At 60.5% G+C, this 22,055-nt stretch carries 19 protein-coding genes; 10 read left to right on the plus strand and 9 right to left on the minus strand.

Annotated elements, in window-relative coordinates:
• Positions 1-4: 4 nt before the first annotated feature.
• Positions 5-1,072, minus strand: a complete 1,068-nt coding sequence (locus I7X13_RS02035) for an aminotransferase class V-fold PLP-dependent enzyme (protein ID WP_198074157.1) — start codon at positions 1,070-1,072, stop codon at positions 5-7.
• Between the two features lie 208 nt (positions 1,073-1,280).
• Positions 1,281-1,727: a type II 3-dehydroquinate dehydratase gene (gene aroQ / locus I7X13_RS02040; RefSeq protein WP_198074158.1), complete on the minus strand. Its 447-nt coding sequence runs from the start codon at positions 1,725-1,727 to the stop codon at positions 1,281-1,283.
• A gap of 167 nt (positions 1,728-1,894) precedes the next feature.
• Between aroQ and xerD the strand changes: the two genes are divergently transcribed.
• The 8 genes from xerD (at position 1,895) to I7X13_RS02080 (ending at position 12,284) form a co-directional block, all read left to right on the plus strand.
• Positions 1,895-2,794, plus strand: coding sequence for a site-specific tyrosine recombinase XerD (gene xerD / locus I7X13_RS02045; protein ID WP_198068113.1), 900 nt, complete (start codon positions 1,895-1,897; stop codon positions 2,792-2,794).
• A 197-nt stretch (positions 2,795-2,991) separates the two neighbouring features.
• Complete coding sequence (locus I7X13_RS02050; RefSeq protein WP_198074159.1) at positions 2,992-6,018, plus strand: FtsK/SpoIIIE family DNA translocase; 3,027 nt, start codon at positions 2,992-2,994, stop codon at positions 6,016-6,018.
• A gap of 148 nt (positions 6,019-6,166) precedes the next feature.
• Positions 6,167-6,811 carry a LolA family protein gene (locus tag I7X13_RS02055; protein ID WP_198068115.1) on the plus strand — a complete coding sequence of 215 codons (645 nt, stop codon included), beginning with the start codon at positions 6,167-6,169 and terminating at the stop codon, positions 6,809-6,811.
• A 68-nt stretch (positions 6,812-6,879) separates the two neighbouring features.
• A complete protein-coding gene (locus tag I7X13_RS02060) occupies positions 6,880-8,181 on the plus strand; it encodes a DUF2851 family protein (RefSeq protein ID WP_198074160.1) in 1,302 nt (433 codons plus the stop codon).
• Positions 8,178-9,491, plus strand: a complete 1,314-nt coding sequence (locus I7X13_RS02065; RefSeq protein WP_198068117.1) for a hypothetical protein — start codon at positions 8,178-8,180, stop codon at positions 9,489-9,491. The genes I7X13_RS02060 and I7X13_RS02065 overlap by 4 nt, the downstream gene beginning before the upstream one ends.
• A 129-nt stretch (positions 9,492-9,620) precedes the next feature.
• Positions 9,621-10,253, plus strand: coding sequence for a NeuD/PglB/VioB family sugar acetyltransferase (locus tag I7X13_RS02070; protein WP_198068118.1), 633 nt, complete (start codon positions 9,621-9,623; stop codon positions 10,251-10,253).
• A gap of 102 nt (positions 10,254-10,355) precedes the next feature.
• Positions 10,356-11,297 (plus strand): oxygen-dependent tRNA uridine(34) hydroxylase TrhO, encoded by a 942-nt coding sequence (gene trhO, locus I7X13_RS02075; protein WP_198074161.1) that lies wholly within the window; start codon positions 10,356-10,358, stop codon positions 11,295-11,297.
• 105 nt (positions 11,298-11,402) lie between these two features.
• Positions 11,403-12,284 (plus strand): nucleoside phosphorylase, encoded by an 882-nt coding sequence (locus I7X13_RS02080; protein ID WP_198074162.1) that lies wholly within the window; start codon positions 11,403-11,405, stop codon positions 12,282-12,284.
• A gap of 71 nt (positions 12,285-12,355) precedes the next feature.
• Here I7X13_RS02080 and I7X13_RS02085 read toward each other — a convergent pair whose 3' ends face one another.
• A complete protein-coding gene (locus I7X13_RS02085) occupies positions 12,356-12,661 on the minus strand; it encodes a hypothetical protein (protein ID WP_198068121.1) in 306 nt (101 codons plus the stop codon).
• Positions 12,662-12,769: 108 nt separating this feature from the next.
• Positions 12,770-13,783 (minus strand): acyl-CoA reductase, encoded by a 1,014-nt coding sequence (locus tag I7X13_RS02090; protein ID WP_198074163.1) that lies wholly within the window; start codon positions 13,781-13,783, stop codon positions 12,770-12,772.
• A gap of 196 nt (positions 13,784-13,979) precedes the next feature.
• Here I7X13_RS02090 and I7X13_RS02095 point away from each other — a divergent pair, with 196 nt between their 5' ends.
• Positions 13,980-14,330, plus strand: coding sequence for a 4Fe-4S dicluster domain-containing protein (locus I7X13_RS02095; RefSeq protein ID WP_198068123.1), 351 nt, complete (start codon positions 13,980-13,982; stop codon positions 14,328-14,330).
• 78 nt (positions 14,331-14,408) lie between these two features.
• Here the strand turns inward: I7X13_RS02095 and I7X13_RS02100 are convergent, their stop codons facing one another.
• Both I7X13_RS02100 and I7X13_RS02105 read right to left on the minus strand, forming a co-directional pair.
• Positions 14,409-15,539 (minus strand): adenine nucleotide alpha hydrolase family protein, encoded by a 1,131-nt coding sequence (locus I7X13_RS02100; RefSeq protein ID WP_198074164.1) that lies wholly within the window; start codon positions 15,537-15,539, stop codon positions 14,409-14,411.
• A gap of 221 nt (positions 15,540-15,760) precedes the next feature.
• Positions 15,761-16,618, minus strand: a complete 858-nt coding sequence (locus I7X13_RS02105; RefSeq protein ID WP_198074165.1) for a carbon-nitrogen hydrolase family protein — start codon at positions 16,616-16,618, stop codon at positions 15,761-15,763.
• Positions 16,619-17,059: 441 nt separating this feature from the next.
• Here I7X13_RS02105 and I7X13_RS02110 point away from each other — a divergent pair, with 441 nt between their 5' ends.
• A complete protein-coding gene (locus I7X13_RS02110) occupies positions 17,060-19,690 on the plus strand; it encodes a valine--tRNA ligase (RefSeq protein WP_198074166.1) in 2,631 nt (876 codons plus the stop codon).
• A gap of 73 nt (positions 19,691-19,763) precedes the next feature.
• Here I7X13_RS02110 and I7X13_RS02115 read toward each other — a convergent pair whose 3' ends face one another.
• The 3 genes from I7X13_RS02115 to I7X13_RS02125 all read right to left on the minus strand — a co-directional run bounded on the left by I7X13_RS02115 (position 19,764) and on the right by I7X13_RS02125 (position 21,998).
• The gene (locus I7X13_RS02115) at positions 19,764-19,961 is read right to left on the minus strand and encodes a hypothetical protein (RefSeq protein WP_198068127.1); all 198 of its coding nucleotides are present in this window, start codon (positions 19,959-19,961) and stop codon (positions 19,764-19,766) included.
• 109 nt (positions 19,962-20,070) lie between these two features.
• The gene (locus I7X13_RS02120) at positions 20,071-21,471 is read right to left on the minus strand and encodes a dihydrolipoamide acetyltransferase family protein (protein ID WP_198074167.1); all 1,401 of its coding nucleotides are present in this window, start codon (positions 21,469-21,471) and stop codon (positions 20,071-20,073) included.
• 128 nt (positions 21,472-21,599) lie between these two features.
• Positions 21,600-21,998 (minus strand): hypothetical protein, encoded by a 399-nt coding sequence (locus tag I7X13_RS02125; RefSeq protein WP_198074168.1) that lies wholly within the window; start codon positions 21,996-21,998, stop codon positions 21,600-21,602.
• Positions 21,999-22,055 lie beyond the last annotated feature (57 nt).

Raw genomic sequence — 22,055 nt, forward strand, 5'->3', positions numbered from 1 at the left:
AACATTACCCCGGGTATTCCTTCGCGAAAAACTGCACCAGCGCCTCCATAGCGGCATCGGGCACGGCGGGGAAGTTGGCGATGCGGATGGTGGTGTTTTTGAGCGGGCCGTAGCCGCTGCCCAGCTGCAGGCCGGCTTCCTTGGCTTTGGCTTTAATTTCCTCAATCAATCCCGCCTCGCCGCGCAGGCCGATGACGGTGGTGGAGCGGGTTTCGTAGTTGTGGACGAGGGGCGAGAGGGGGGTGGCCTGCTCGAAGAAGGCGTAGAGTTTCTCGGCGCGCTCGGCCAGGTGCTGGGCCACGGTTTTGATGGGCTCGCGGTCGGCCAGCACGCGGCTCATCAGGTAAATGCCCAACACGTTGGGAGTGTAGTTGGTTTGGTAGTTCAGCATCTGGCTCAGCAGGGCGGGCAGCGCGTTGTAATGGGCGCGGTCGTTCACAAGCTTGGCCTGGGCCACGGCGCGGGGCGATAAAAGCATGACGCCCAGGCCGGCCGGCAATCCGAAGCACTTCTGCACCGAGCCGAACCACACATCGGCCTTGATGTATTTCAGGTTCAGGCCGGCCAGCGAGCTGGTGGCATCCACGGCCAGCAGTGCCCCGCCGAGGCGGTTATACAGGTTCAGGATGAAGCCTTCGCGCAGCTGGGTGGCGGTGCTGGTTTCGTTCTGGGTGATGCACACCAGGTCGGTATCGTCGGGGGCGAAGGGCAGGCTCGCAATGTCGGGCAGTTCGTCGATACCGAAGCTCAGGCCTGTGCTGGCCGGCCGGATGGCCTTGGCGTACTTATACCACTTCTCGCCGAAGTCGCCGTTGTAAATATGAAACGAGCGACGCGGCGTGAGGCTCTGCGTCAGGATTTCCCAGCACTCGGTAGCCGAGCCGGTGAACAGGACGGTGTAGTCCTGCGGCACGTTGAGCTTAGCTTTGAGGTCGGCCACGGTCTGACGCACCAGGCTGATGACTTTTTCGGAGCGGTGCCCGGCCGAGAGCCAGTCCTCATCAAAAGCATCGGTGAGGTACTGCCGAACGGCCGGATATACGGCCGAAGGGCCGGGATTGAAGGTGTACATATGTCTGAACCGCAGATTCGGCGGTTTTTTTCGGATGAATCAGATTGCGTAGGCGACATTTCGCCCAGGGAGCCACAGCCCCGGCCTTGGCGCGGACGCTTGCGAAAGCGTGTAGCCGGCCGGAAAGTTGCGGCCTGCAAAGGTCGCAGACAACTACCGTCTACAAAATTCAATTCATCCGAAAAATCCGCCGAATCCGTGGTTCAGACTACACCCGAAACCCGACGCGCCTGGGCGTCTGGTTCACGAACCACTGCACGGCCAGCCGGTAGCTTTCCAGCCCGAAGCCGCTGATGCTGCCGGCGCAGTGCCGGCCGAGGAAGCTGCGTTGGCGGAAGTCCTCGCGGGCGTGCAGGTTGCTAAGGTGCACCTCCACCACGGGCGCGCTGATGGCGGCCACGGCATCGGCCAGGGCCACGCTGGTGTGGGTGTAGCCCCCGGCATTGAGCACGATGCCGTGGTAAATGAAGCCGACTTCATGCAGCTTGTCGAGAATGGCGCCCTCGTGGTTGGATTGAAAGTGCGTGAGCTTCACCTGTGGGAAGGCTTCCTCAAGCTCGGGGAAAAAGTCTTCGAAGGAGCGGTTGCCGTAGATGCCGGGTTCGCGGCGGCCGAGCAGGTTGAGGTTGGGGCCGTTGAGGATGAGGATGTCCATGTTGGAAGTCTTGAAGCATCAAAGAACGGGTGTAGAGACGCGACACTTCGCGTCTCCGCATTGAATAATGCCCGAACAATGAGGTGCGATTACCGAACTGCTCGGACGCCAAGATGCGAAGTATCGCGTCTCTACACCCGTTCTTTGGGCCTCGTAACCCCAACTCCATGACCTGGCCCCAAGCCCTCAAACAGTTCGACGGCTACCTGCGCCTCGAAAAATCCCTCTCGCCCAACTCAGTGGAGGCTTATGTGCGCGACATCAGCAAGCTCCAGCAGTTTCTCATCATGCAGAAGCTGCACCTCGGCCCCACGCAGGTGAGCACCGAAGTATTGCGCGAGTTTCTGGCTACGCTGCAGGGACTGGGCCTGAGCGCCACCTCGCAGGCCCGCACACTCTCGGGCCTGAAGGCGTTTTTTAGCTTCCTCATCATGGAGGACCTGCTGAAACTCGACCCCACCGACACCCTCGAAGCCCCCAAAACCGGCCGCCACCTGCCCGATACCCTCAGCTACCCCGAAGTAGAGCAGCTGCTGGCCGCCATCGACCTCAGCACCGACGAAGGCCTGCGCTCCCGCGCCCTGCTCGAAGTGCTGTACTCCTCCGGCCTGCGCGTGAGCGAGCTCTGCGACCTGCGCCTGAGCAACATCTACGCCGACGAAGGCTTTATGAAAGTGGTGGGCAAGGGCAATAAGGAGCGCCTCGTGCCCGTGGGCCGCGAAGCTCTTAAGCACCTCAACTTTTACCTCAGCGGCGTGCGCGGCCACCTCGATATCAAGCCCGGCAGCGAAGATTTTGTGTTCCTGAGCAAGAACGGCCGGCCGCTCTCCCGCATCACGGTGTTCACTACTCTTAAGAAGCTGGCCGAGCAGGCCGGCTTGCGCAAAACCATTAGCCCGCACACGCTGCGCCATTCTTTCGCCACACATTTGATTGAAGGCGGGGCCGACCTGCGTGCCGTGCAGGAAATGCTGGGCCACGCCAGCATCACCACCACGGAGATTTACACCCACCTGGACCGCGACTTTCTGCGGCAGGTCATCACCGAGTTTCATCCGCGTAGCTGATAGGGTAGGAGGTATGGGGGTAGGAGGGTAGGAAGTTTCAGCATGACAGGGGCTTATTCGGTGGCAAGTCTTGCCGTTGCGCGATACATGTTTTGCCTACTCGCCTTGGCAGAAAATCCTGCCATCATACCCTCTTACCCCCATACCCTAGATTACCCGCCCGCATTGTGTAAATTTGACCTTTCTGCACCCGTCGAATGGCCGATAATCGTTATAAGAACCCTCCTGCCGGCCCCTCGGCCAACCGCCCGAGCGAGCCCAAGGCCAACCGGCGCAACGAGCCCCGCACCAACGGCCCGGCCCCCGAGCCTGCCCCCGCTGCCCGCCCGGAGCCCCGCCCCGCCGCCAACGTGCCCAAAGCCGCCCGCGCCGCCCAACAAGCCCCGCCGGCCAAACCCATCAAGCCGCCCCGTGCTCCGCGCGGTCCCCTGCCGGGCGTGGGCAACCTGCTGAGCCTGTTGCGTGACCGCCGCTTTCACTTGTTTGTGGGGTTTGGGCTGCTGCTGGGCAGCCTTTACCTAACCATTGCCTTTACCTCCTTCCTCTTCACCGGCCACGCCGACCAGAGCGTGGTGGGCGCCATGAGCACCATTCCGGTGCGGGAAGCCGGGGCCGAATCGCACAACTGGCTGGGGCTGCTCGGGGCCTGGGCCGCCGAGCTGTTCATTTACAAGCTGTTTGGGGTGGCGGCATTTGCGCTCATTCCCATCGTGTTTTTTCTGGGGTATAAGATTGTGTTCCGCACCGCGCCGGTTTCGGTGAGCTATACCCTGGCCCTGGGGCTGTTCAGCATGGCCTGGCTGAGTATTTTGCTGGGCTACGTGGTGGTGAGCCTGGCCGCGCCAGGGGCCGACCCCGTGCTGGCCCACCGCCTCGATTTTCTGTGCGGCGGCGCGGGTTTCGAGGCTGCTTCCTGGCTCGACAGCCTCATTGGCTGGGGCACGGTGCTGCTGCTAGCTTTTGCCCTGATATCGTTCGTGGTGTTCTTCTTCAACGTCACCAGCCTCAACCTGGGCCGCTTCCGCAGCCTCAGCACCGAGGACGATGCCGACGAAGACGCCGAGCTGGAGGCCGAAATTGCTGCCGAGCAAGCTGCTGCCGCGGTCCAGCCGGTAGCCGCCGTCGCGCCTGCTGCTCCGGCCATGACGCTGAAAACCCGTCCGGCTGCGCCGGAGGCCACGGCCACCTCTTCCGCCACGGTTGCGGCCGGTGGCATGCAGGCTACTGGCCCATCGCTGGAGCTTGATGCAGACGATGAGACGGACGAGGCCCAGGCATTTGTAAAAGAATACGAGCCCGCCCCGCGGCCCGGCGCGGGCCTGCCGCTGAGCGTGGCCGGCACCGTAGCCGCTGGCGCGCTGGGCACGGCGGCCGCATCTTCCTCGCTCGGTACATCAGTTGCTGGGGGCGCTTTGGCGGCGGCTTCGGTTCCGCTGGCCGTCAGCGGCCCGGCCTTCTCCATTGAAATGCCGGTGGCTGACGAGCCCGCCGCCCCGGCTCCGCCAGCTTCGACAGTGCCCACGCCGCTCTCGCTGGCCGATTTGGCCGATGAGGATGCGCCGCTCCCCGCTCCCCGCTCCCCACTTCCCACTCCGGCCGTCCGCCCGCTCGAAATCACCGTGCCCGGCCGCGACGACCTCGACCCCAACGCCGGGGCCGACATCGCCGCCGTGGCCGACGAAGACGAGGATGCCGACGCCATGCCCAACGTCAACTACGACCCCACGCTGGACCTCTCGCGCTTCCAGTTCCCTACGCTGGAACTGCTCAACGACTACGGCACGCCCAAGGCCCAGGTAACCAAAGAAGAGCTGGAGGCCAACAAAGACCGCATTGTGGAGACGCTGGGCCACTATAGCATCGCCATTGCCAGCATCAAAGCCACTATTGGGCCCACGGTCACGCTCTATGAAATCGTACCCGAAGCCGGCGTGCGCATCTCCAAAATCAAGAGCCTGGAGGACGATATTGCCCTGAGCCTGGCTGCGCTTGGTATCCGCATCATTGCGCCCATTCCCGGCAAGGGCACCATCGGCATCGAGGTACCGAACACCAAGAAGGAGATGGTGAGCATCCGTTCGGTGCTGGGTTCGGAGAAATTCGCCCGCTCGGAAATGGACCTGCCCATTGCCTTCGGCCGCACCATCACCAACGAAGTTTTCGTGGCCGATTTGGCCAAAATGCCTCACCTGCTCATGGCCGGTGCCACGGGCCAAGGCAAGTCGGTGGGCCTGAACGTAATTCTGGCCTCGCTGCTATACAAGCGCCACCCCGCGCAGCTCAAGTTCGTGCTCGTCGACCCCAAAAAGGTGGAATTGAGCATTTTCAACAAGATTGAGCGCCACTACCTGGCTAAGCTGCCCGACACCGAGGAGCCCATCATCACCGACACAAAGAAGGTGGTGAACACGCTCAACTCGCTGTGCATGGAGATGGACCGGCGCTACGACCTGCTGAAAGAAGCCGGCTGCCGCAACCTCAAGGAGTACAACGCCAAGTTCATCGAGCGCCGCCTCAACCCCAGGAAAGGCCACCGCTTCCTGCCTTTCATCGTGCTGGTAATCGACGAGTTGGCCGACTTGATGATGACGGCCGGTAAGGAAGTGGAAACGCCCATTGCCCGCCTAGCCCAGCTGGCCCGCGCCATCGGCATTCACCTCATCGTGGCCACCCAGCGCCCGTCGGTGAACGTGATTACCGGCATCATCAAGGCCAACTTCCCCTGCCGCATCTCCTTCAAGGTGACCAGCAAAATCGACTCGCGCACCATTCTGGACACTGGCGGGGCCGACCAGCTCATCGGCCAGGGCGACATGCTGTTCTCGGCCGGCTCCGACCTGATTCGGGTGCAGTGTGCTTTCATCGACACGCCGGAAGTGGACCGCGTCTGCGACTACATCGGCGAGCAGCAGGGCTATTCTGATGCCTACATGCTGCCCGAAGTGGCCGGGGCCGACGGCGACGCTGGTGGCGGCAATGAAGACATGGACCCCTCGGAGCGCGACTCCATGTTTGAGGATGCGGCCCGCTGCATCGTGCTGCACCAGCAGGGGAGCACCTCGCTCCTGCAACGCAAGCTCAAGCTCGGCTACAACCGCGCCGGCCGTCTCATCGACCAGCTCCAGCACGCCGGCATCGTAGGTCCCTTCGAGGGCAGCAAAGCCCGCGACGTGCTTATTCCCGACGAGTACCAGCTGGAGCAATTGCTGAACTCGATGAAATAGTATCAATTAGTAGCGTAAGCCCGAGCTTGCGCTACTTTTTTTGCCTTCATTCTTACTTCATTGGCAAACTGGCCGGACGTTTGTTATCCATCTTCCGTATCAGGCATTCCAAGTGAGGCTCCTGCGCCTCTTGACCCTTATTTTCTAAATGAAAAAGACCCTCTCCCTGCTGATGTTCGCGGCTACGCTGTCACTGCCCGCCGCCGCCCAGCAAGACCCTAAAGCTGGCAAAATCCTCGACCAGATGAGCGCCAAGTATCAGGCATTGAAAGCCTTCCAGGCCACCTTTACCCAAACCCTGGAGAACCCCAGTGCCAAGGTGAAGCAAAACATCAACGGCGACATCGTGGTGAGCGGCCAGAAGTTCCGCCTCAAAATCAGTGGCCAGGAAGTCATCAACGACGGCAAAACCACCTGGACGTACTTGAAGAACGAAAACGAGGTGAATATCTCCGATTCGGACCCGGATTCGCAGGAAATGTCGCCCTCCCAGATTTACACGATGTATAAAAAGGGCTACAAATACACCTACGTGCAGCAGGTGACGGAAAGCGGCGAGCCGCTCGACGTGATTGAGTTGGCCCCCGAAAACCGCCAGAATGACGTGTTTAAGGTGCGGCTGAAGGTGCGTAAGAAGGATGCCTCCGTGAAAAGCTGGCAGATGTTCAAGAAGAACGGCAACCAGTACACCTTCCTCATCAAGAACTTCAAGCCCAACCCGCCAGTCGATGCCACCACGTTTGCCTTCGACAAGGCCAAGTATAAAGGCGTGAAAGTGGTGGACCTGCGCTAAAATTCGGAAATAACGTGATTTGAAAAACGGCCCGCTTCGAAAGAGGCGGGCCGTTTTACATTTGCCCCATGCGCGAAGATTTCTACCATTACGTCTGGCAACACCAGTATTTTGATAAAGCCGACCTGCGCACGGCCGACGGTGAGGAAATCCAGGTGCTGAAACCCGGCCACCGCAACGCCGATGCCGGGCCCGATTTTCTGAACGCCCGCCTGCGCGTGGGCGATGTGGAATGGAACGGCGCCGTGGAAATCCACCTTCGCGCCTCTGATTGGACCCGCCACAACCATCAAACCGACCCCAAATACGACCAGGTGATTCTGCACGTGGTGGGCCAGCACGATGCCGACGTGGCCCGCACCAACGGCAGCCTGATTCCCGCGCTGGCCCTGCAGGCCCGCCTTGCCCCGGAGCTGCTGGCCCGCTACCAGGCCCTGGTGGATGCGCCAACGGCCGCCCCCTTGCCCTGTGCGCCGCTGCTGAATCTGGTGCCCGAAATCACCCGCACGATGATGGCCGAACGGGCGCTATTGGAGCGCGTGGAACGCAAGGCTGACGACGTGATGGCGCTGCAGCAGCACCTCGGGCACGACTGGGAAGCCACCGCCTATCACGCGCTGATGGCCGCTTTTGGCTTCCAGAAAAACAGCGAGCCGCTGGCGCGCCTGGCCAAAGCTCTGCCGCTGGCCGTGCTGCGCCGCTACCGCCACGACCAACGCCAGCTCGAAGCTTTGCTATTTGGTCAGGCGGGATTTCTGGTTGATAATGAGGAAACTGCTGCTGATGACTACATTCGGGACTTGAGGCAGGAATACGAGTTTCTGCGGCACAAGTACAGCCTGACCGATGCGGCCCTGGCTGTGCACGAGTGGAACTACCTGCGCCTGCGGCCGGCCAACTTCCCGCCCGTGCGGCTGGGGCAGCTGGCGGGCTTGCTCCACGCCCGGCCGGCCTTGTTTGATGCCCTGCTGACGGCCCAAAGCGTGGCCGCGCTGACGGAATTTTTCCAGGCCCCCGCCCCGGCGTACTGGCGGGCGCACTTCCGCCCCGGGCGGCCGGGCAAGGTGCCGGGCCTGGGCAAAAGCAGCATCGACCTGCTCATCACCAACGTGGTGGTGCCGCTGCGCGTGGCCTACGCCCGATACGTAGGTAAGCCCGAGGTAGTAGAAAGCAGCGTGGCCCTGCTGAGCGAGCTACCGCCCGAACACAACCAGTATACCGATGTGTATGAGGCGCTGGGCTTCGCGCACCGCACGGCGGCCGACTCTCAGGGCCTGCTCGCGCTGCACAAGAATTATTGCGCCCCGCGCCGCTGCCTGCACTGCGCCATCGGCAGCCGGCTGGTGCAACAACCCCGCGTGGTCCGGTGAAGGTAGTGCTGGCCATTTTGCTGAATGCGGCCCTGCTGGCCGGATTGCTGCCGTGGCTACGGCGGCAGTGGCGCGAAGCGCCGGCGCCCTGGTGGCGGGCCGCCCTGGTGGCCGGCCTGGGCGTGCGCGTAGCCGTGGGCCTGCTGCGCAACTGGGATTTGCAGCTCGATGCCAAGTTCATGAGCGACCTGAGCCAACCCATCACGGCGCAGCTATGGGCGCACCCGGGCCAAGCGTGGCAAACGCTCACTCAGGCAGTGACGCTTATTCATTTTAAGTATTATACGGCTGTTTTTCAGGGTCTTTCCAATACCTGGTTTTTTATTAAAGCTCTGGCTTTTTTAAACCTGGCTTCAGGCGGAATTGGCTGGCTAAATGGTTTGTACCTGAGCTTGTTCGCGTTTGTGAGCAGTTGGCAGCTAGTGCGGGTGCTGGCCCGGGTATTCCCAAATACGCCGGCCGGAGCGGGCGCGGTGGCGTTTTTACTGTGGCCATCGGTGTGGTTCTGGGCTACGGGGCTGAGCAAGGAGTCGCTGCTGGTGGGGAGCGGAGCGTGGCTCACTGCGCTGGTGTTGGAACGCTTGTACGAAGACTCGGCGGTGCGGCCGCCTGCCACCTGGAGGAGCCAGGCCGGGTGGTGGGTGGCGGTTGGCGTACTGGCCTTTGTGCACTTCAAAATGCGCTACTTTTTTGCCGCACCGCTGCTGGCCGTGCTGGTAGGCATTGCGCTGGTGCGGAGCCTGCAGGTGCGCGGGCTGGCGCGGCCCCGCTGGGCGCAGGCCGTGGCGCTGGTGACAGTGCTGGCCTCCGGCCTCTGGCTGGCGCAGCAGGTGAGCGTGGCCTTCAGCGTGAATAAATTCACCAACCAGGTGGTGCGCGTGTACACTTCCGACCTGCCCAATCTGGTGGGACGCCCCCATTTTGAGTACCCCGACCTGCGCCCCACGCTGGAAAGCGTGCTGAGCTACGCCCCGCTGGCGGTGGCCAATACTCTTACGCGCCCTTTCCTTGGCGAGGCCCGCGAGCTCCGCCTAGCCGCTGCCGGGGCCGAAAACCTGCTCTTGCTGGTTTTAATTATAACGGCTGCTGTGGGGGCCGTGCGGGGCCGGGCAGGCCACCTGCCATTTATACTAGGCCTGGGGCTATTGATTTTCTGCATTGTATTGGCGGCTTTGATGGGGCTGACCACACCCAATTTGGGCTCGCTGCATCGCTACCGCAGCGACTTGATGCCTTACCTGGTGCTGCTACTGCTCCAAAATGACTACGCCGCGACTGTGCTGCGGCGGCTCGGGTTGCGGGGAAAGTAGCCGTTGGCCCGGGCGGGCCATGCTACCGAAACGGCCCCTGCGGCGTGTGCCGTACCTTTACACTGCCTGGCCGGGCAGCGGCGCAATTTGCGGCCGACTGGCCGGGCCTCCCTCATCCGAATTCCCTCCATGGAAAACCCCGTTATCATTCTTGGTGCCCAAACCGTGGGCACCGCTGCCCTCGACGCTTTCCTTTCCAACGACGTGGTGGTGTATTGCCTGCTCGACGACGACCAGAAACTGCAAGGCACCGAACTGCTCGACGTGCCCGTGATGGGCAACACCGACGACGGCGAGCTGCTGAAACTCCTCGGCAAAAAGTGCGAAGTTTTCGTGGCCACCGAGGACACTGCCAGCCGCCGCAGCCTCACCCAAATGCTGCGCACCGAGTACGAAGCCGTGCCTGTGAATGCCATCCACGAGCGGGCCAGCGTATCGAACCACGCCATCCTGGGCCACGGCAACTACATCGGCCCCAATGCCGTGGTAGCTGCCACCGCCACCCTCGGCGACGGCTGCCTGGTGGGCGCTAATGCCGTGGTAGAAGCCCGCGCCACCGTGGCCGACTACGCCCAGTTGGGCAGCGGTGCGCTGCTCGGAGCCGATGCCAAAGTAGGCGAACAAGCCTTCATCGGCGCCGGCGCGGTAGTGGTGGCCGGCGTAAAAATCGGCGACAAGGCCCGCATTGGCGCTGGTTCGGTGGTAGTGGCCGATGTTCCGAATGGCCAAACGGTATTCGGCAACCCGGCGGTTAAGGTCTAAAGGAGTTATGAGTTAAAAATTATGGGTTAGGAGTTTTCGTTCATTGTCCGACGATGCTCCTGACCATAACTATTAACTCATAACTTTAACTCATAACTTACCATGTATCAGGTTCTTCTTTATTACTGCTATACCCCGCTCGAAAACCCCGAGCAGTTCCGCGACGAGCACCACCGCCTGTGCCTGGCGCTGGATTTGCGCGGGCGCATCATTGTGGCGGCCGAGGGGCTGAACGGCACGGTATCGGGCACGCGCGAAAGCTGCGCGACCTACATGGCCGCCGTGAAAGCCGACCCACGCTTCGCCGCGCTGGAATTCAAGATTGACGACGTGGCTGCCCATACGTTTCAGAAACTACACGTGCGGGTGAAGCCCGAAATCGTGCACAGCAGCCTGCACCACGTGCGGCCCCACGAGAAAACCGGCCAGCACCTTTCGCCCGAAGAATTCAAGGCGCTGAAGGACCGCGACGACGTGGTGGTCGTTGACGTGCGCTCAGACTACGAGTACAACCTCGGCCGCTTCAAAAACGCCGTGACGCTGGACATTGAGAATTTCCGCGATTTTCCCGACCGCGTCGAGCGCCTCAAGGAGTTCAAGGACAAGAAAATTCTGACTTACTGCACCGGCGGCGTGAAGTGCGAAAAAGCCAGCGCCTACCTGCTGGAGCAGGGCTTCGAAAACGTGTACCAGCTGCACGGCGGCATCATCAAGTACGGCATCGAGGCCGGAGGCGAAGATTTCGACGGCCAGTGCTACGTGTTCGACAACCGCGTGGCCGTGGACGTGAACCGCGTGAATCCCACCGTGATATCGCGCTGCCACTACTGCCAGCAGCCCAGCGCCCGCCTCATCAACTGCGCCAACCCGCACTGCAACGCCCACCTGCCGCTCTGCGAAAGCTGCGGTGAAACCCTGCAAGGTGCCTGCTCCGAAGCCTGCGCCCAGCACCCCGACAAGCGCGTGTACGACGGCACCGGCACCTATCCCAAGCTCAGCAACCACTACAACCCCGCCCAGGGCCTGGCCTCCTACAAAGCCTAAATCTTAGTAGTCGGATTAAGTAGTCAGTAGACGGTACTTGCCGTCGGTTGCGTTTCTTGCCGATTATTTCGCCGCCTGATTTCTGACTACTCAACACCGCCCACGATGACAATTCCCAATTCCGAACTCATCCTCAATCCCGACGGGAGCATTTACCACCTCAACCTGCTGCCCGACCACATTTCCGACACCATCCTCACCGTGGGCGACCCGGCGCGGGTGGCTCAGGTAAGCCGGCATTTTGATTCGGTGGAGTTCGAAACCACCCACCGCGAATTCGTGACCCACGTGGGCTACTACCGCGGCAAGCGCCTCACCGTGCTCAGCACCGGCATGGGCACCGACAACATCGACATCGTGATGAACGAGCTCGACGCCCTGGTCAACATCGACTTCATGGCCCGCGAGGTGCGCCCCGAAGAGGAGCGCATGAGCCTGCGCATCATCCGGCTGGGCACCAGCGGCAGCTTGCAGGCCGATGTGCCCATCGGCGCAATGCTGGCCACCGAGCACGCCGTGGGCCTCGACAGCCTCATGCAGTTTTATCCGCTGATGGAAACCGGCCTCGAAACCGAAGTAGCTACCGAGCTGCAACGCACGCTGGGTATTTCATTTGCGCCCTACGTGGTGCGCGGCTCCGACCTGCTGCGCGAGCAGCTGGGTGCGGGCATGACGATGGGCAACACGCTCACCTGCCCCGGCTTCTACGGCCCGCAGGGCCGCAGCCTGCGCCTGCCGCTGCGCCAGTCCGACTACATCTCCCGCCTCCAGAATTTCCGCCACCAGAGCGGCGAAGGCGAATTCCGTCTCACCAATTTCGAGATGGAAACGGCTGGCTATTATTCTCTGGGCCGCCTGCTTGGCCACGAAGTACTGTCGCTGAATGCCATCGTGGCCAACCGCGCCACCGGCGAATTTGCCGAGAATGCCGGGGCCGTAGTCGATGCCATGATTGAACGCACGCTCCAGCATCTGGTAGCGAAGTAGGCGCAAGAATTCGCTTAACTATAAACGGTCATGCTGCGCGCAGCATGACCGTTTTTTATTCCCGTTACCGGTTAATAGAAATCGAACCCAAGCACGGCACGCAACGGCAATGAGGAGCCTGATTTCAGGGTGAGATGCTCGGCATCGGCAGCCCAGATGGTGGTGGCTACGCGCTTGGTGGCGCCGTCGGCCGTCTGGAAATAGATATCGAGCTTGCCATGGTAGGCATTGCCCAGGGTCACGGCGCGGTCGGCATCGGCGCGGCGGCGCTGGCGGTCGGCTTCGTTGGTGAGCACATCGGCCTGGCCGAATTGCATGTTGGCTATTTCTTCCTTCTCAACAATTTCTACAGTATCAGCAGAATAGGTAAATGACATGGCGGTAATTTAAAATCGGGTGGGTGGAGGAGATGGCGGCAAAGTGCCCCCGTTGGTCTATCCAAACGATAATCTACCCGCTTGCGTCTGATTTTTTGATGAAAATTTCTAGGGCAGCTGCGCCAGAAATTCCATCGTGTCCACGCGGTCGGCGTACTCGTCCACGCCCGGGGCCTGGGCCCTGCCAAACGGCACGCTGCCCGCAAACCGTCCGCTGGCCGACACCACGCACTGCGTCTGGGCCGCCACGTCGGTGAGCTGGTCCACGAGGTCAACCTCGCTGGCGTACTCGGTGTAATGAATCACCGAAATAGGCGACACCAGCGCCGCGCCACGCGTGAGCAGCAGGAAGCCGGTGTCGTAGTGCGGCACGCCATTTACCAGCAGAATGCTCTTGTTGTAGTCGTAGTTGTTGTTGTATTTGTGATGATTAAGCACACCTCCAAAACCTTGCAGAGCATCGAGCAATGGCACAAAGTCGTAGTCCTCGGGCACAAAGAGCTTGCTCACATTGCGGCAGCCCAGGCCATAGTATTGGAAGATGTCCGGCCCCAGCAGGGCCAGCTCCGCGCTGGTTTCCTGGCCCGTTAGCACGGCCACGCTGGTGCGGTTGCGGCGGATAAGGTGGGGCCGCTGGCCAAAGTAAAACTCAAAGTAGCGCGCCGTATTATCCGAGCCGGTGGCAATGAAGGCATCGGCCGCGTTCAGGCGCGGCAATACTTTGATAAAATCCGCGAAACGCGGCTCAATTTTCACCAGCTCTTCCATCAGCCAGGTCATCAGCACGGTATCATCGGCGCTGGGCTTGGCCAGCAGCACGTGGCCGCTGAGCAGCACGCACAGCAGGTCATGAAAGCCGACCATGGGAATGTTGCCGGCCATCACCACGCCCACCTGGCGCACGGTGGTGGGCTCGGCCGGGTAGCGCGCGGCCCAGTGGCGCAGCGGCTCTTCGGCCAGCAGGTGCGCGATGCCAGCCACGGCGGCCGTCACGTTGGGCAGGTCGAACCAGGCGTTTTGGTTGCGGGCGCGGGCTGCCAGGCCGGTCAGCTCATCGGTAGAAATGGTGGCAAGGCGCTGGCCGAGGGCCACAAAAGCCGCTAGGCGTTCGGAATGATTCATGAGAAAAGGGGAGGGCACGAGCCGCAAAAGTGGCCCGCACGGAAGATTACCCGGCAAAATTGGCTTAAACTGTGCAAACCCAACCGTTGTTGGTTAATTTTGCAGGCCCAAAGAACGGCGCGGGGCGGGCGTTTTACGTAAAGCTCCTTCGTTCTGCTTTGGTTTCCTTACTTCACCTCCCGAACCCCGACGCCCCATGGCCATCATGATAACCGACGAGTGCATCAACTGTGGTGCCTGCGAGCCGGAATGCCCCAACAACGCTATTTACGAAGGCGGCGCGCAGTGGCGCTGGGCCGATGGCACCACGCTAAAACAAGTAACCGCCGCCGACGGCACCGTGGTATCGGGCACGGCCCCGCAAACTCCGGTATCGGACGAGTACTACTACATCGTATCGGATAAATGCACTGAGTGCGTAGGCTTCCACGAAGAGCCGCAGTGCGCTGCCGTGTGCCCCGTCGATTGCTGCGTGGACGACCCCGACTACCGCGAAACCCGCGAGCGCCTGCTCGAAAAGAAAGACTGGCTGCACATTGCCGCCTAATCTGACGGCAAGCAATTTCGCTCAAAAAGAGAGGCCGCTTCCTATGCAGGAAGCGGCCTCTCTTTTTGAATTCGCGACTCAGGTGCCGCAGTTAAAGTACTTATCGTAAGCCGATTCTGGAATAAGATTCAGCCGGCTCATGAGCTTGATGGGACCGCGCAGCAGCTGAAGCAGCGCGTAATTGTTGGGGTAGTCGTGGAAGGTTTTGGGTGGGGCAGCCACAATGGTTTCGAATTCGGCGCGCGTCAGCCCCAGGCGCTTGATGCAGAGTGCAATTACCGCCTCGTCCTCAATTAAATTGACACTGGAAATGCGGTGCAGCGCCACTTCCCGGCTCATCTGGCCCGAGCGTATCAGCGCCGAATAATTAAACAGCCGCCGGTCGATGTTGAATTTGACGCGGTTGAGGTAATAAATCAGGCTCTGGTAAAGGTCGTCGGAATAATGCGCGCCCGGGCTTTTCCAAGCCAGCTCCCGCACCAGCAACTCGTCGACCTCGGTCCGCACGTAATCAAGGTGATAGAGCAGTGTCACGGTTTTGATGCGCCGCACAAATGCGTAATAGAACATCTCCTTGATGCCCAGATTGAAGCCCGGGTCGGCGGGCTGCCAGCGCCGCAGCGGCACCGTGCCAAACTGCTTGTGCACGGCCCGCAGGTAGCGCCCGTCCAGAAAATTCCAGCTGAGCGGCGCAATGCCCTCGGTGCGAAACGACTGGCCGATGACCAGGTGCCGGATGCCCTCCTTGGCCGCCACGCCATACAAAGCAGTGGCGATGCCCAGGTCGGTGCCTTCCTCCATGTCGGGCACGGAGGCTTTCAAAAAAGCTATTTTCAGGTCTTTCGACTCGCGCCAGTCCGAGGTGATGGTGCGCAGCTCCACGCCCAGGCGCTGGCAGGTGCGCACCATGTTTTCGCCGGCCACGGGGTTGCCGAAGCCGTCGTTGAAGTGCACGGCCAGTGGGCGTAGCTTAAGTTGGGTGACGCAGTACCAGAGCGTGTAGGTGCTGTCGCGGCCGCCGCTCACGCCCACCACGCAGTCGTAGCGGCGGTTGCGGCCGGCCCGGCGCATCTCCTCGGCTTGGCGCCGCACGGTTTCGCGGCCGGCTTCGCCAAGGGGGAAGGCGGTTTCCATGCGGTCGTGCACGTCGCAAAATGAGCAGTTGCCTTCCGCATCAAAGGTGATGCCCGGCGCAGTGGTATCCATCACACACCGGGTGCAACGCTGATAGTCAGCCGCTGAATCCGTTGTAGGTGAGAAGTCCTGGGAGCGTAATTGTGTTAGCAATGGAAATGGAAATAAGGGGGGCCGTATAGCGAACTATGGGTGTACAGCAAAGACAGATTGTGAGGTACTGCAGGTGGGTGGCAGTTAAACGGAAAGCAGGCAATTCGGTAGAGAGTAAAAGTTATAAGGCAGAAGGCAGATACTTAGGGCAATTGGTCGAAGCGGTAGCCTTTGCGCTGAAGCATAAGGCCAATGTCGGTGCCCCGCTCGGGGCGATGGGGGCGCGCAAGGTCGGCCACGACCAGCTGGCCGGCAAACTCATTGAAAGCTCCCTGTGCGCGCACGCCGTGGGCGTCAACGGCCAGAGAGCAGCCCACACTTTTTTTCCCTTCATACGGCCCGCCCACAATGTAGCCGACGGATGTGACGCTGACCACCACTACGTTGTAGAGCTGGGCAAGAATGGAAAACGGCTTCACCCATTTCTCCTGATAGGGGTCGTGCTCCTCGGTGATGGAATAGTCCACCGTCCACGACGCCGGCGCAATGATAAATTCGGCACCCATCCGGGCCAGGGTATGGCCAATGGGCAGCCCGTCGAGGTAGTTATCGGCGCAGATGTTCACCCCGATTTTGCCTAGCGGGGTGTCTACTACGTTCAGTGTCTGGCCCACAGCATAGTACGGCTGCTCTACGTCCAGGAGGTTTATCTTGTGGTATTTAACAATGATGTTGCCCTGCGGGTCTATGAGGATTGCCGCGTTGAAGTTGCGCCCATCGGCGGCGCGCTCGGTGAGGCCTGCACACACATAAATCTGGTAGCGGGCCGCCGCTTCGCACAGCATGTTGCTATACGTGCCGGGGATGGGCTGGGCTTCGTAGAGGGCGCTGGGGTGCGTCCAGGCAAAATCGAGGGTTTCGGGCAGGAGCACCAGCTCGCAGTTTTGGGCGGCGGCTTCGGCAATCTGCTCCACGGCCCGCGCAAGGTTGCGGGCGGGCTCGCCACCCTCAACCAGCAGTTGTCCCAGGCCAATACGTAGCGTGCCAATTGGTTCCGGCACGTCGGGCAATGCCGGAACTGAAGGTGCAGGTTTACGAAAAGAAAAGAACGAAGCCATGAAATTTTGCGAAGCCACAAACTGAATCTCTCGGAAGGTACAAACGGCGGATTAAACTTTCAGCGTTGAATACAGTCGGCGACTTTTAAAACGATAAGGACTTATTGGGCTTACTGTAGCAAGTACTTGAATAATATTAGTATTTTATAAATTGTATGTATTTAAAAATGAATCTAATTCGGCTGTGTAAAACTGGTTTTTGACAGGGGTATTTCGTTTGTGGCTGATTGGCTATGAGCGGACTGATATTGGTGAATTTTCTATGAATACCTTGGGGGCATTTGAAGCTCCGACAGGGTAATGAGTCAGATTGGGGTTGAACTGCTTATTCTCCCGCAGTTCTAATGCCTATTTTTGTTGCTTCTGCTACTTGCACAACTCTCCATGTCCCTCGCCACCACCTATTCGCCCACCGACGTTGAAGCCAAATGGTACCAACGCTGGCAGGAGCAGGGCTTTTTCAAAGCCAAACCCAACCCTAAAAAGAAGCCTTACACCGTTGTCATCCCGCCGCCAAACGTGACGGGCGTGCTCCACATGGGGCACATGCTCAACAATACCATTCAGGACGTGCTGGTGCGCCGCGCCCGCATGCAGGGCAAGGAAGCCTGCTGGGTGCCCGGCACCGACCACGCCAGCATTGCCACCGAGGCTAAGGTCGTGGCCCAGCTCAAGGAGCAGGGCATCAGCAAAACCGACCTCACCCGCGAGCAATTCCTCAGCCACGCGTTTGAGTGGAAGGACAAGTACGGCGGCATCATCCTGGAACAGCTCAAGCAGCTCGGCGCCTCCTGCGACTGGGACCGTACCCGCTTCACGATGGAGCCGGACCTGACCGAGGCCGTGCTCCGCGTGTTCGTGGACCTTTACAATAAGGGCCTGATTTACCGCGGCGTGCGCATGGTGAACTGGGACCCCGAAGGCCGCACGGCCATCTCCGACGAGGAGGTGATTGCCAAGGACGTGCAGGCCAAGATGTACTATCTGAAGTACGCTGTGGTAGGGCAGGATGACCAGTTCCTGACCGTGGCCACCTCGCGCCCCGAAACCATCATGGCCGACGTGGCCGTGGCCGTGAACCCCAACGACCCGCGCTACGCCCACCTGGCCGGTGCACAGGTGCGCATCCCGCTGCTGGGCCGCGAAATTCCGGTTATTTTCGATGAATACGTCTCGACCGATTTTGGCACGGGCGCGCTGAAAGTGACGCCCGCCCACGACCTGAACGACTACGAGCTGGGCGTGAAGCACAACCTGCCCGTTATCGATATTCTGGCCGACAATGGCACGCTCAACGAAAAGGCCGTGCTCTACGTGGGGCAGGACCGTTTTGCCGTGCGCAAGCAGATTGCCAAGGATTTGCAGGAAGCCGGCCTGCTCGATAAAATCGAAGAGTACGCCAGCATCGTGCAGACGTCGGAGCGCACCAAGGCCGTGATTGAGCCCAAGCTCAGCCTGCAGTGGTTCATGAAGATGGAACAGATGGCCAAGCCCGCGCTCGACGTGGTAGAAAACGACACCGTGAAGCTGCATCCGCCCAAGTTCAAGAACATGTACCGGGCCTGGATGGAGAACGTGCGCGACTGGTGCATCTCGCGCCAGCTCTGGTGGGGCCAGCAGATTCCGGCGTACTACCTGCCCGATGGCACGTTCGTGGTGGCCCTCACGGCCGAGGATGCGTTGCTGAAAGCCCGCGAGCAGAGCGGCAACGCCGACCTGCAGGCCAGCGACCTGCGTCAGGACGAGGACGTGCTCGACACTTGGTTTTCGTCGTGGCTGTGGCCCATTTCGGTGTTCGATGGCTTCAAGGACCCCGACAATGCCGACATCAACTATTTCTACCCCACCAACGACCTGGTGACGGGGCCGGACATCCTATTTTTCTGGGTGGCCCGCATGATTATGGCCGGCCTGGAGTACCGCCAAGAGGTGCCGTTCAAAAACGTGTACCTCACCGGCATTGTGCGCGATTCGCAGGGCCGCAAAATGAGCAAGCAGCTCGGCAACTCACCCGACCCGCTCGACCTCATCGCCCAGTACGGCGCCGACGGCGTGCGCACGGGCATGCTGTTCTCCGCGCCCGCCGGCAACGACCTGCTCTACGACGTGAAGCTGGTGGAGCAGGGCCGCAACTTCTCGAACAAGCTCTGGAACGCCTTCCGCCTCGTGAAAGGCTGGGAAGCCGATGCGTCGTTGCCCTTCGTGAATGAAAAGGCCGTGACCTGGTTCAACGCCAGGCTGCAAGCCGCCATCGTGGAGCTGGACGACCATTTCGAGAAGTTCCGGATGTCGGATGCGCTGATGACCATCTACAAGCTGGTGTGGGACGATTTCTGCGCTCAATACCTGGAAATGGTGAAGCCCGCCTATCAGCATCCCATCGATTCCGAAAGCCTGCGTCACACCACGGCTTACCTCGAAACGCTGCTCAAGCTGCTGCACCCCTTCATGCCCTTCATCACCGAAGAGCTGTGGCACGAGCTGGCCGAGCGCGGCCCCCGCGACTATGTGACCGTGGCCCCCTGGCCCCGCGCCACCGCCCCCGCCAACAGCGCCGAAACTCTGGCCAACATGGACAAGGCGCTGGCCATCGTGGCCGGTATCCGCACCGTGCGCAACCAGAAAAACCTCGGCCCCAACAAGCCGCTCACGCTGGTGGCCAAAACCGACGAGCCGCAACTGGTGAGCGACTACGAAGGCATCATCCGCAAGCTGGGCAGCATTTCGGAAGTGAGCTTTGCCGAAAATGGCCCGGCCGCTTCGGTTAGCTTCGTGCTGGGCGGTAGCGAATTTTTTATCCCCCTCGAAGGCCACATCGACATGGCCGCTGAGCGCGCCCGCCTTGAAAAAGAGCTGGAATACGCGCAAGGTTTCCGCGACTCGGTGCAGAAAAAACTCGGCAACGAGAAGTTCGCCCAGAATGCCAAGCCCGAAGTGCTGGAAAAGGAGCGCCAGAAGCTGGCCGATGCCGAAGCCAAAATTGCTGCCCTTGAGCAGGCACTGAAAGGACTGTAAACGCAATTTAGTTTGATGCAAAAAAGCCGCTTCCTGATTCAGGAAGCGGCTTTTTTATGCGTTTTATCGAGCGTTACTGCGGAATGCCGCCGGGCTGCTTTTTTTGCAAAGGTGCAAGCTGATTTTGCAGTTGAAAGGTTACTTTCTGGCAGTCAGCGAAGCGCTGTTCCGATAGTTTCAGCGCCTTTTCAGTAGCATCGAGCTGTTGGTATAAATAGCCAATGAGGCCAAGTGCCAGCACAAGTGCTCCGAGGAAAACAATGTTTTTCATATGTTGATAAAAAGCTGTCATCCTGAGCGTAGCGAAGGACCTTATCACGCCAAAACGTTATGACGTGATAAGGTCCTTCGCTACGCTCAGGATGACAGAATGAGGGTGCTTAAATCGCCGTGTTCGGGTCGAACTGCTCCAGGTAGTCGGCCACGCGGCGCACGAACATACCGCCGAGCGAACCGTCCACCACGCGGTGGTCGTAGCTGTGGCTCAGGAACATGAAGTGGCGGATGCCGATGAGGTCACCCTGTGGCGTTTCAATCACGGCCGGCTTCTTTTTAATGGCGCCCACGGCCATGATGGCCACCTGCGGCTGCATGATGATGGGCGTGCCCATCACGTTGCCGAACGAGCCCACGTTGCTCAGCGTGTAGGTACCGCCTTCGAGGTCGGCGGGCGTGAGCTTGTTGATGCGGGCGCGGTTGGCTAGGTCGTTCACCTTCTTGGTCAAGCCATTCAGGTTGAGCTGGTCGGCGTTGTGAATGACGGGCACAATCAGGTTGCCCGAGGGCAGGGCCACGGCCACGCCAATGTTGATGTCGCGCTTCTTGATGATGTAGTCGCCGTCGATGGACACGTTAATCAGCGGGAAGTCCTGGATGGCGCGGGCCACGGCCTGGATGAAGAGGGGCGTGAAGGTTAGGTTTTCGCCCTCGCGTTTCTTGTAAGCATCCTTGTGCTTGTTGCGCCAGTTCACGATGTTAGTCACGTCGGCCTCCACGAAGCTGGTGACGTGCGGCGAAATGCGCTTCGAGTCCACCATGCGCTGCGCAATCATCTTGCGCATGCGGTCCATCTCAATCAGCTCCTGGCCGCCGCTCACGCTGGGCATAGGCTTCACGCTGGCCGCCGGGGCCTGAGTAGCTGCCGCCGGAGCCGGAGCAGCCGGGGCGGCCTGCGGCTGCGGGGTAGCTGCCGGAGCCTGCACCGAGGCCGTAGCCGCAGCTACCCCCGTCAGTGCGGGCTTACCAGCAGCTACATAATCGAGAATATCCTTCTTGGTGACGCGGCCTTCCTTGCCGGTGCCAGGCAGGTATTCTAGGTCGGTCAGACTCACGCCTTCTTCGCGGGCAATGCTCAGCACCAGCGGTGAGAGGAAGCGGCCGGGCTGGTGCTCGGCCCCGGCAACCGCGTGAACGGGCTGCGGAGCCTGGGGCTCGGGCAGGTAGGGCACGGCGCTGCCGTTGCTGGAGGGCGCGGGGGCGGCCTGTGGGGCAGCGGGAGCGCTGGCTGGGGCGGCAGCACCAGCGGCGGCACCAGCGGCGGCATCGGTTTCCATGATGGCGATGGGCGCGCCCACGGCCACGACCTGGCCTTCCTGCACCAGAATTTCCGTCAGCACGCCGGCATAGATGGCCGGCACTTCGGTGTCAACTTTATCGGTGGCTACTTCCAGCACTGATTCATCCTGCTCAATTGTGTCGCCAACTTGCTTGAGCCATTTCAGGACGGTGCCTTCCATGATGCTTTCGCCCATCTTGGGCATCGTCATTTCCACTCGTGCCATAGGTAAGGAGGGGTATTTGGGGGTAAGTGAGGGTGGGGTGGGAGTTTGGTGTCGCAAAGGTAGCCCAAAAGCCGAACGCCCCTGGCGCATTGTGCGGCGGGAGCGTTTTAATAATTTGGGGCCGGACATTATAGGATGGGCCTGAAATATTTAGGCTTCAATTGCCGCCGCACATCCGCTGGCAGCGGCCAGCCCAACTCGTATTGCCGCACCACCAGCCCTTCCCTGCTTTCACTATACCGGTTCAATTGCCGGATGTCCAACACGGTGAAGAAGGCTATTACAGCGGTGATACTCAGCGCCGTTTTGGGTTGATGATTCATTACTTCAAATCCTGCCCCCGACAGCCCCGCCAAGCCCAGCGACGCACCCTTCATCGACCCATGGCGATGTAGCCGGAACAGGTTGTGCACGGCATAAGATGAATCCCGAATCGGAGCGTCAGCAGCCGCCTGGGCCTGGGGTTGTCCTGCCTGACCAGCGCAACCGAGCGGCAGAAAGCAAACAAGCAGGAATCGATAACGCATGAGCAAACAAAAAAAGGCCGAAACTCTAAGCAAGAGTCTCGGCCTTTAAATGAGGTT

This window comes from Hymenobacter negativus (assembly GCF_016056375.1).
Lineage (GTDB): Bacteria > Bacteroidota > Bacteroidia > Cytophagales > Hymenobacteraceae > Hymenobacter > Hymenobacter negativus_A.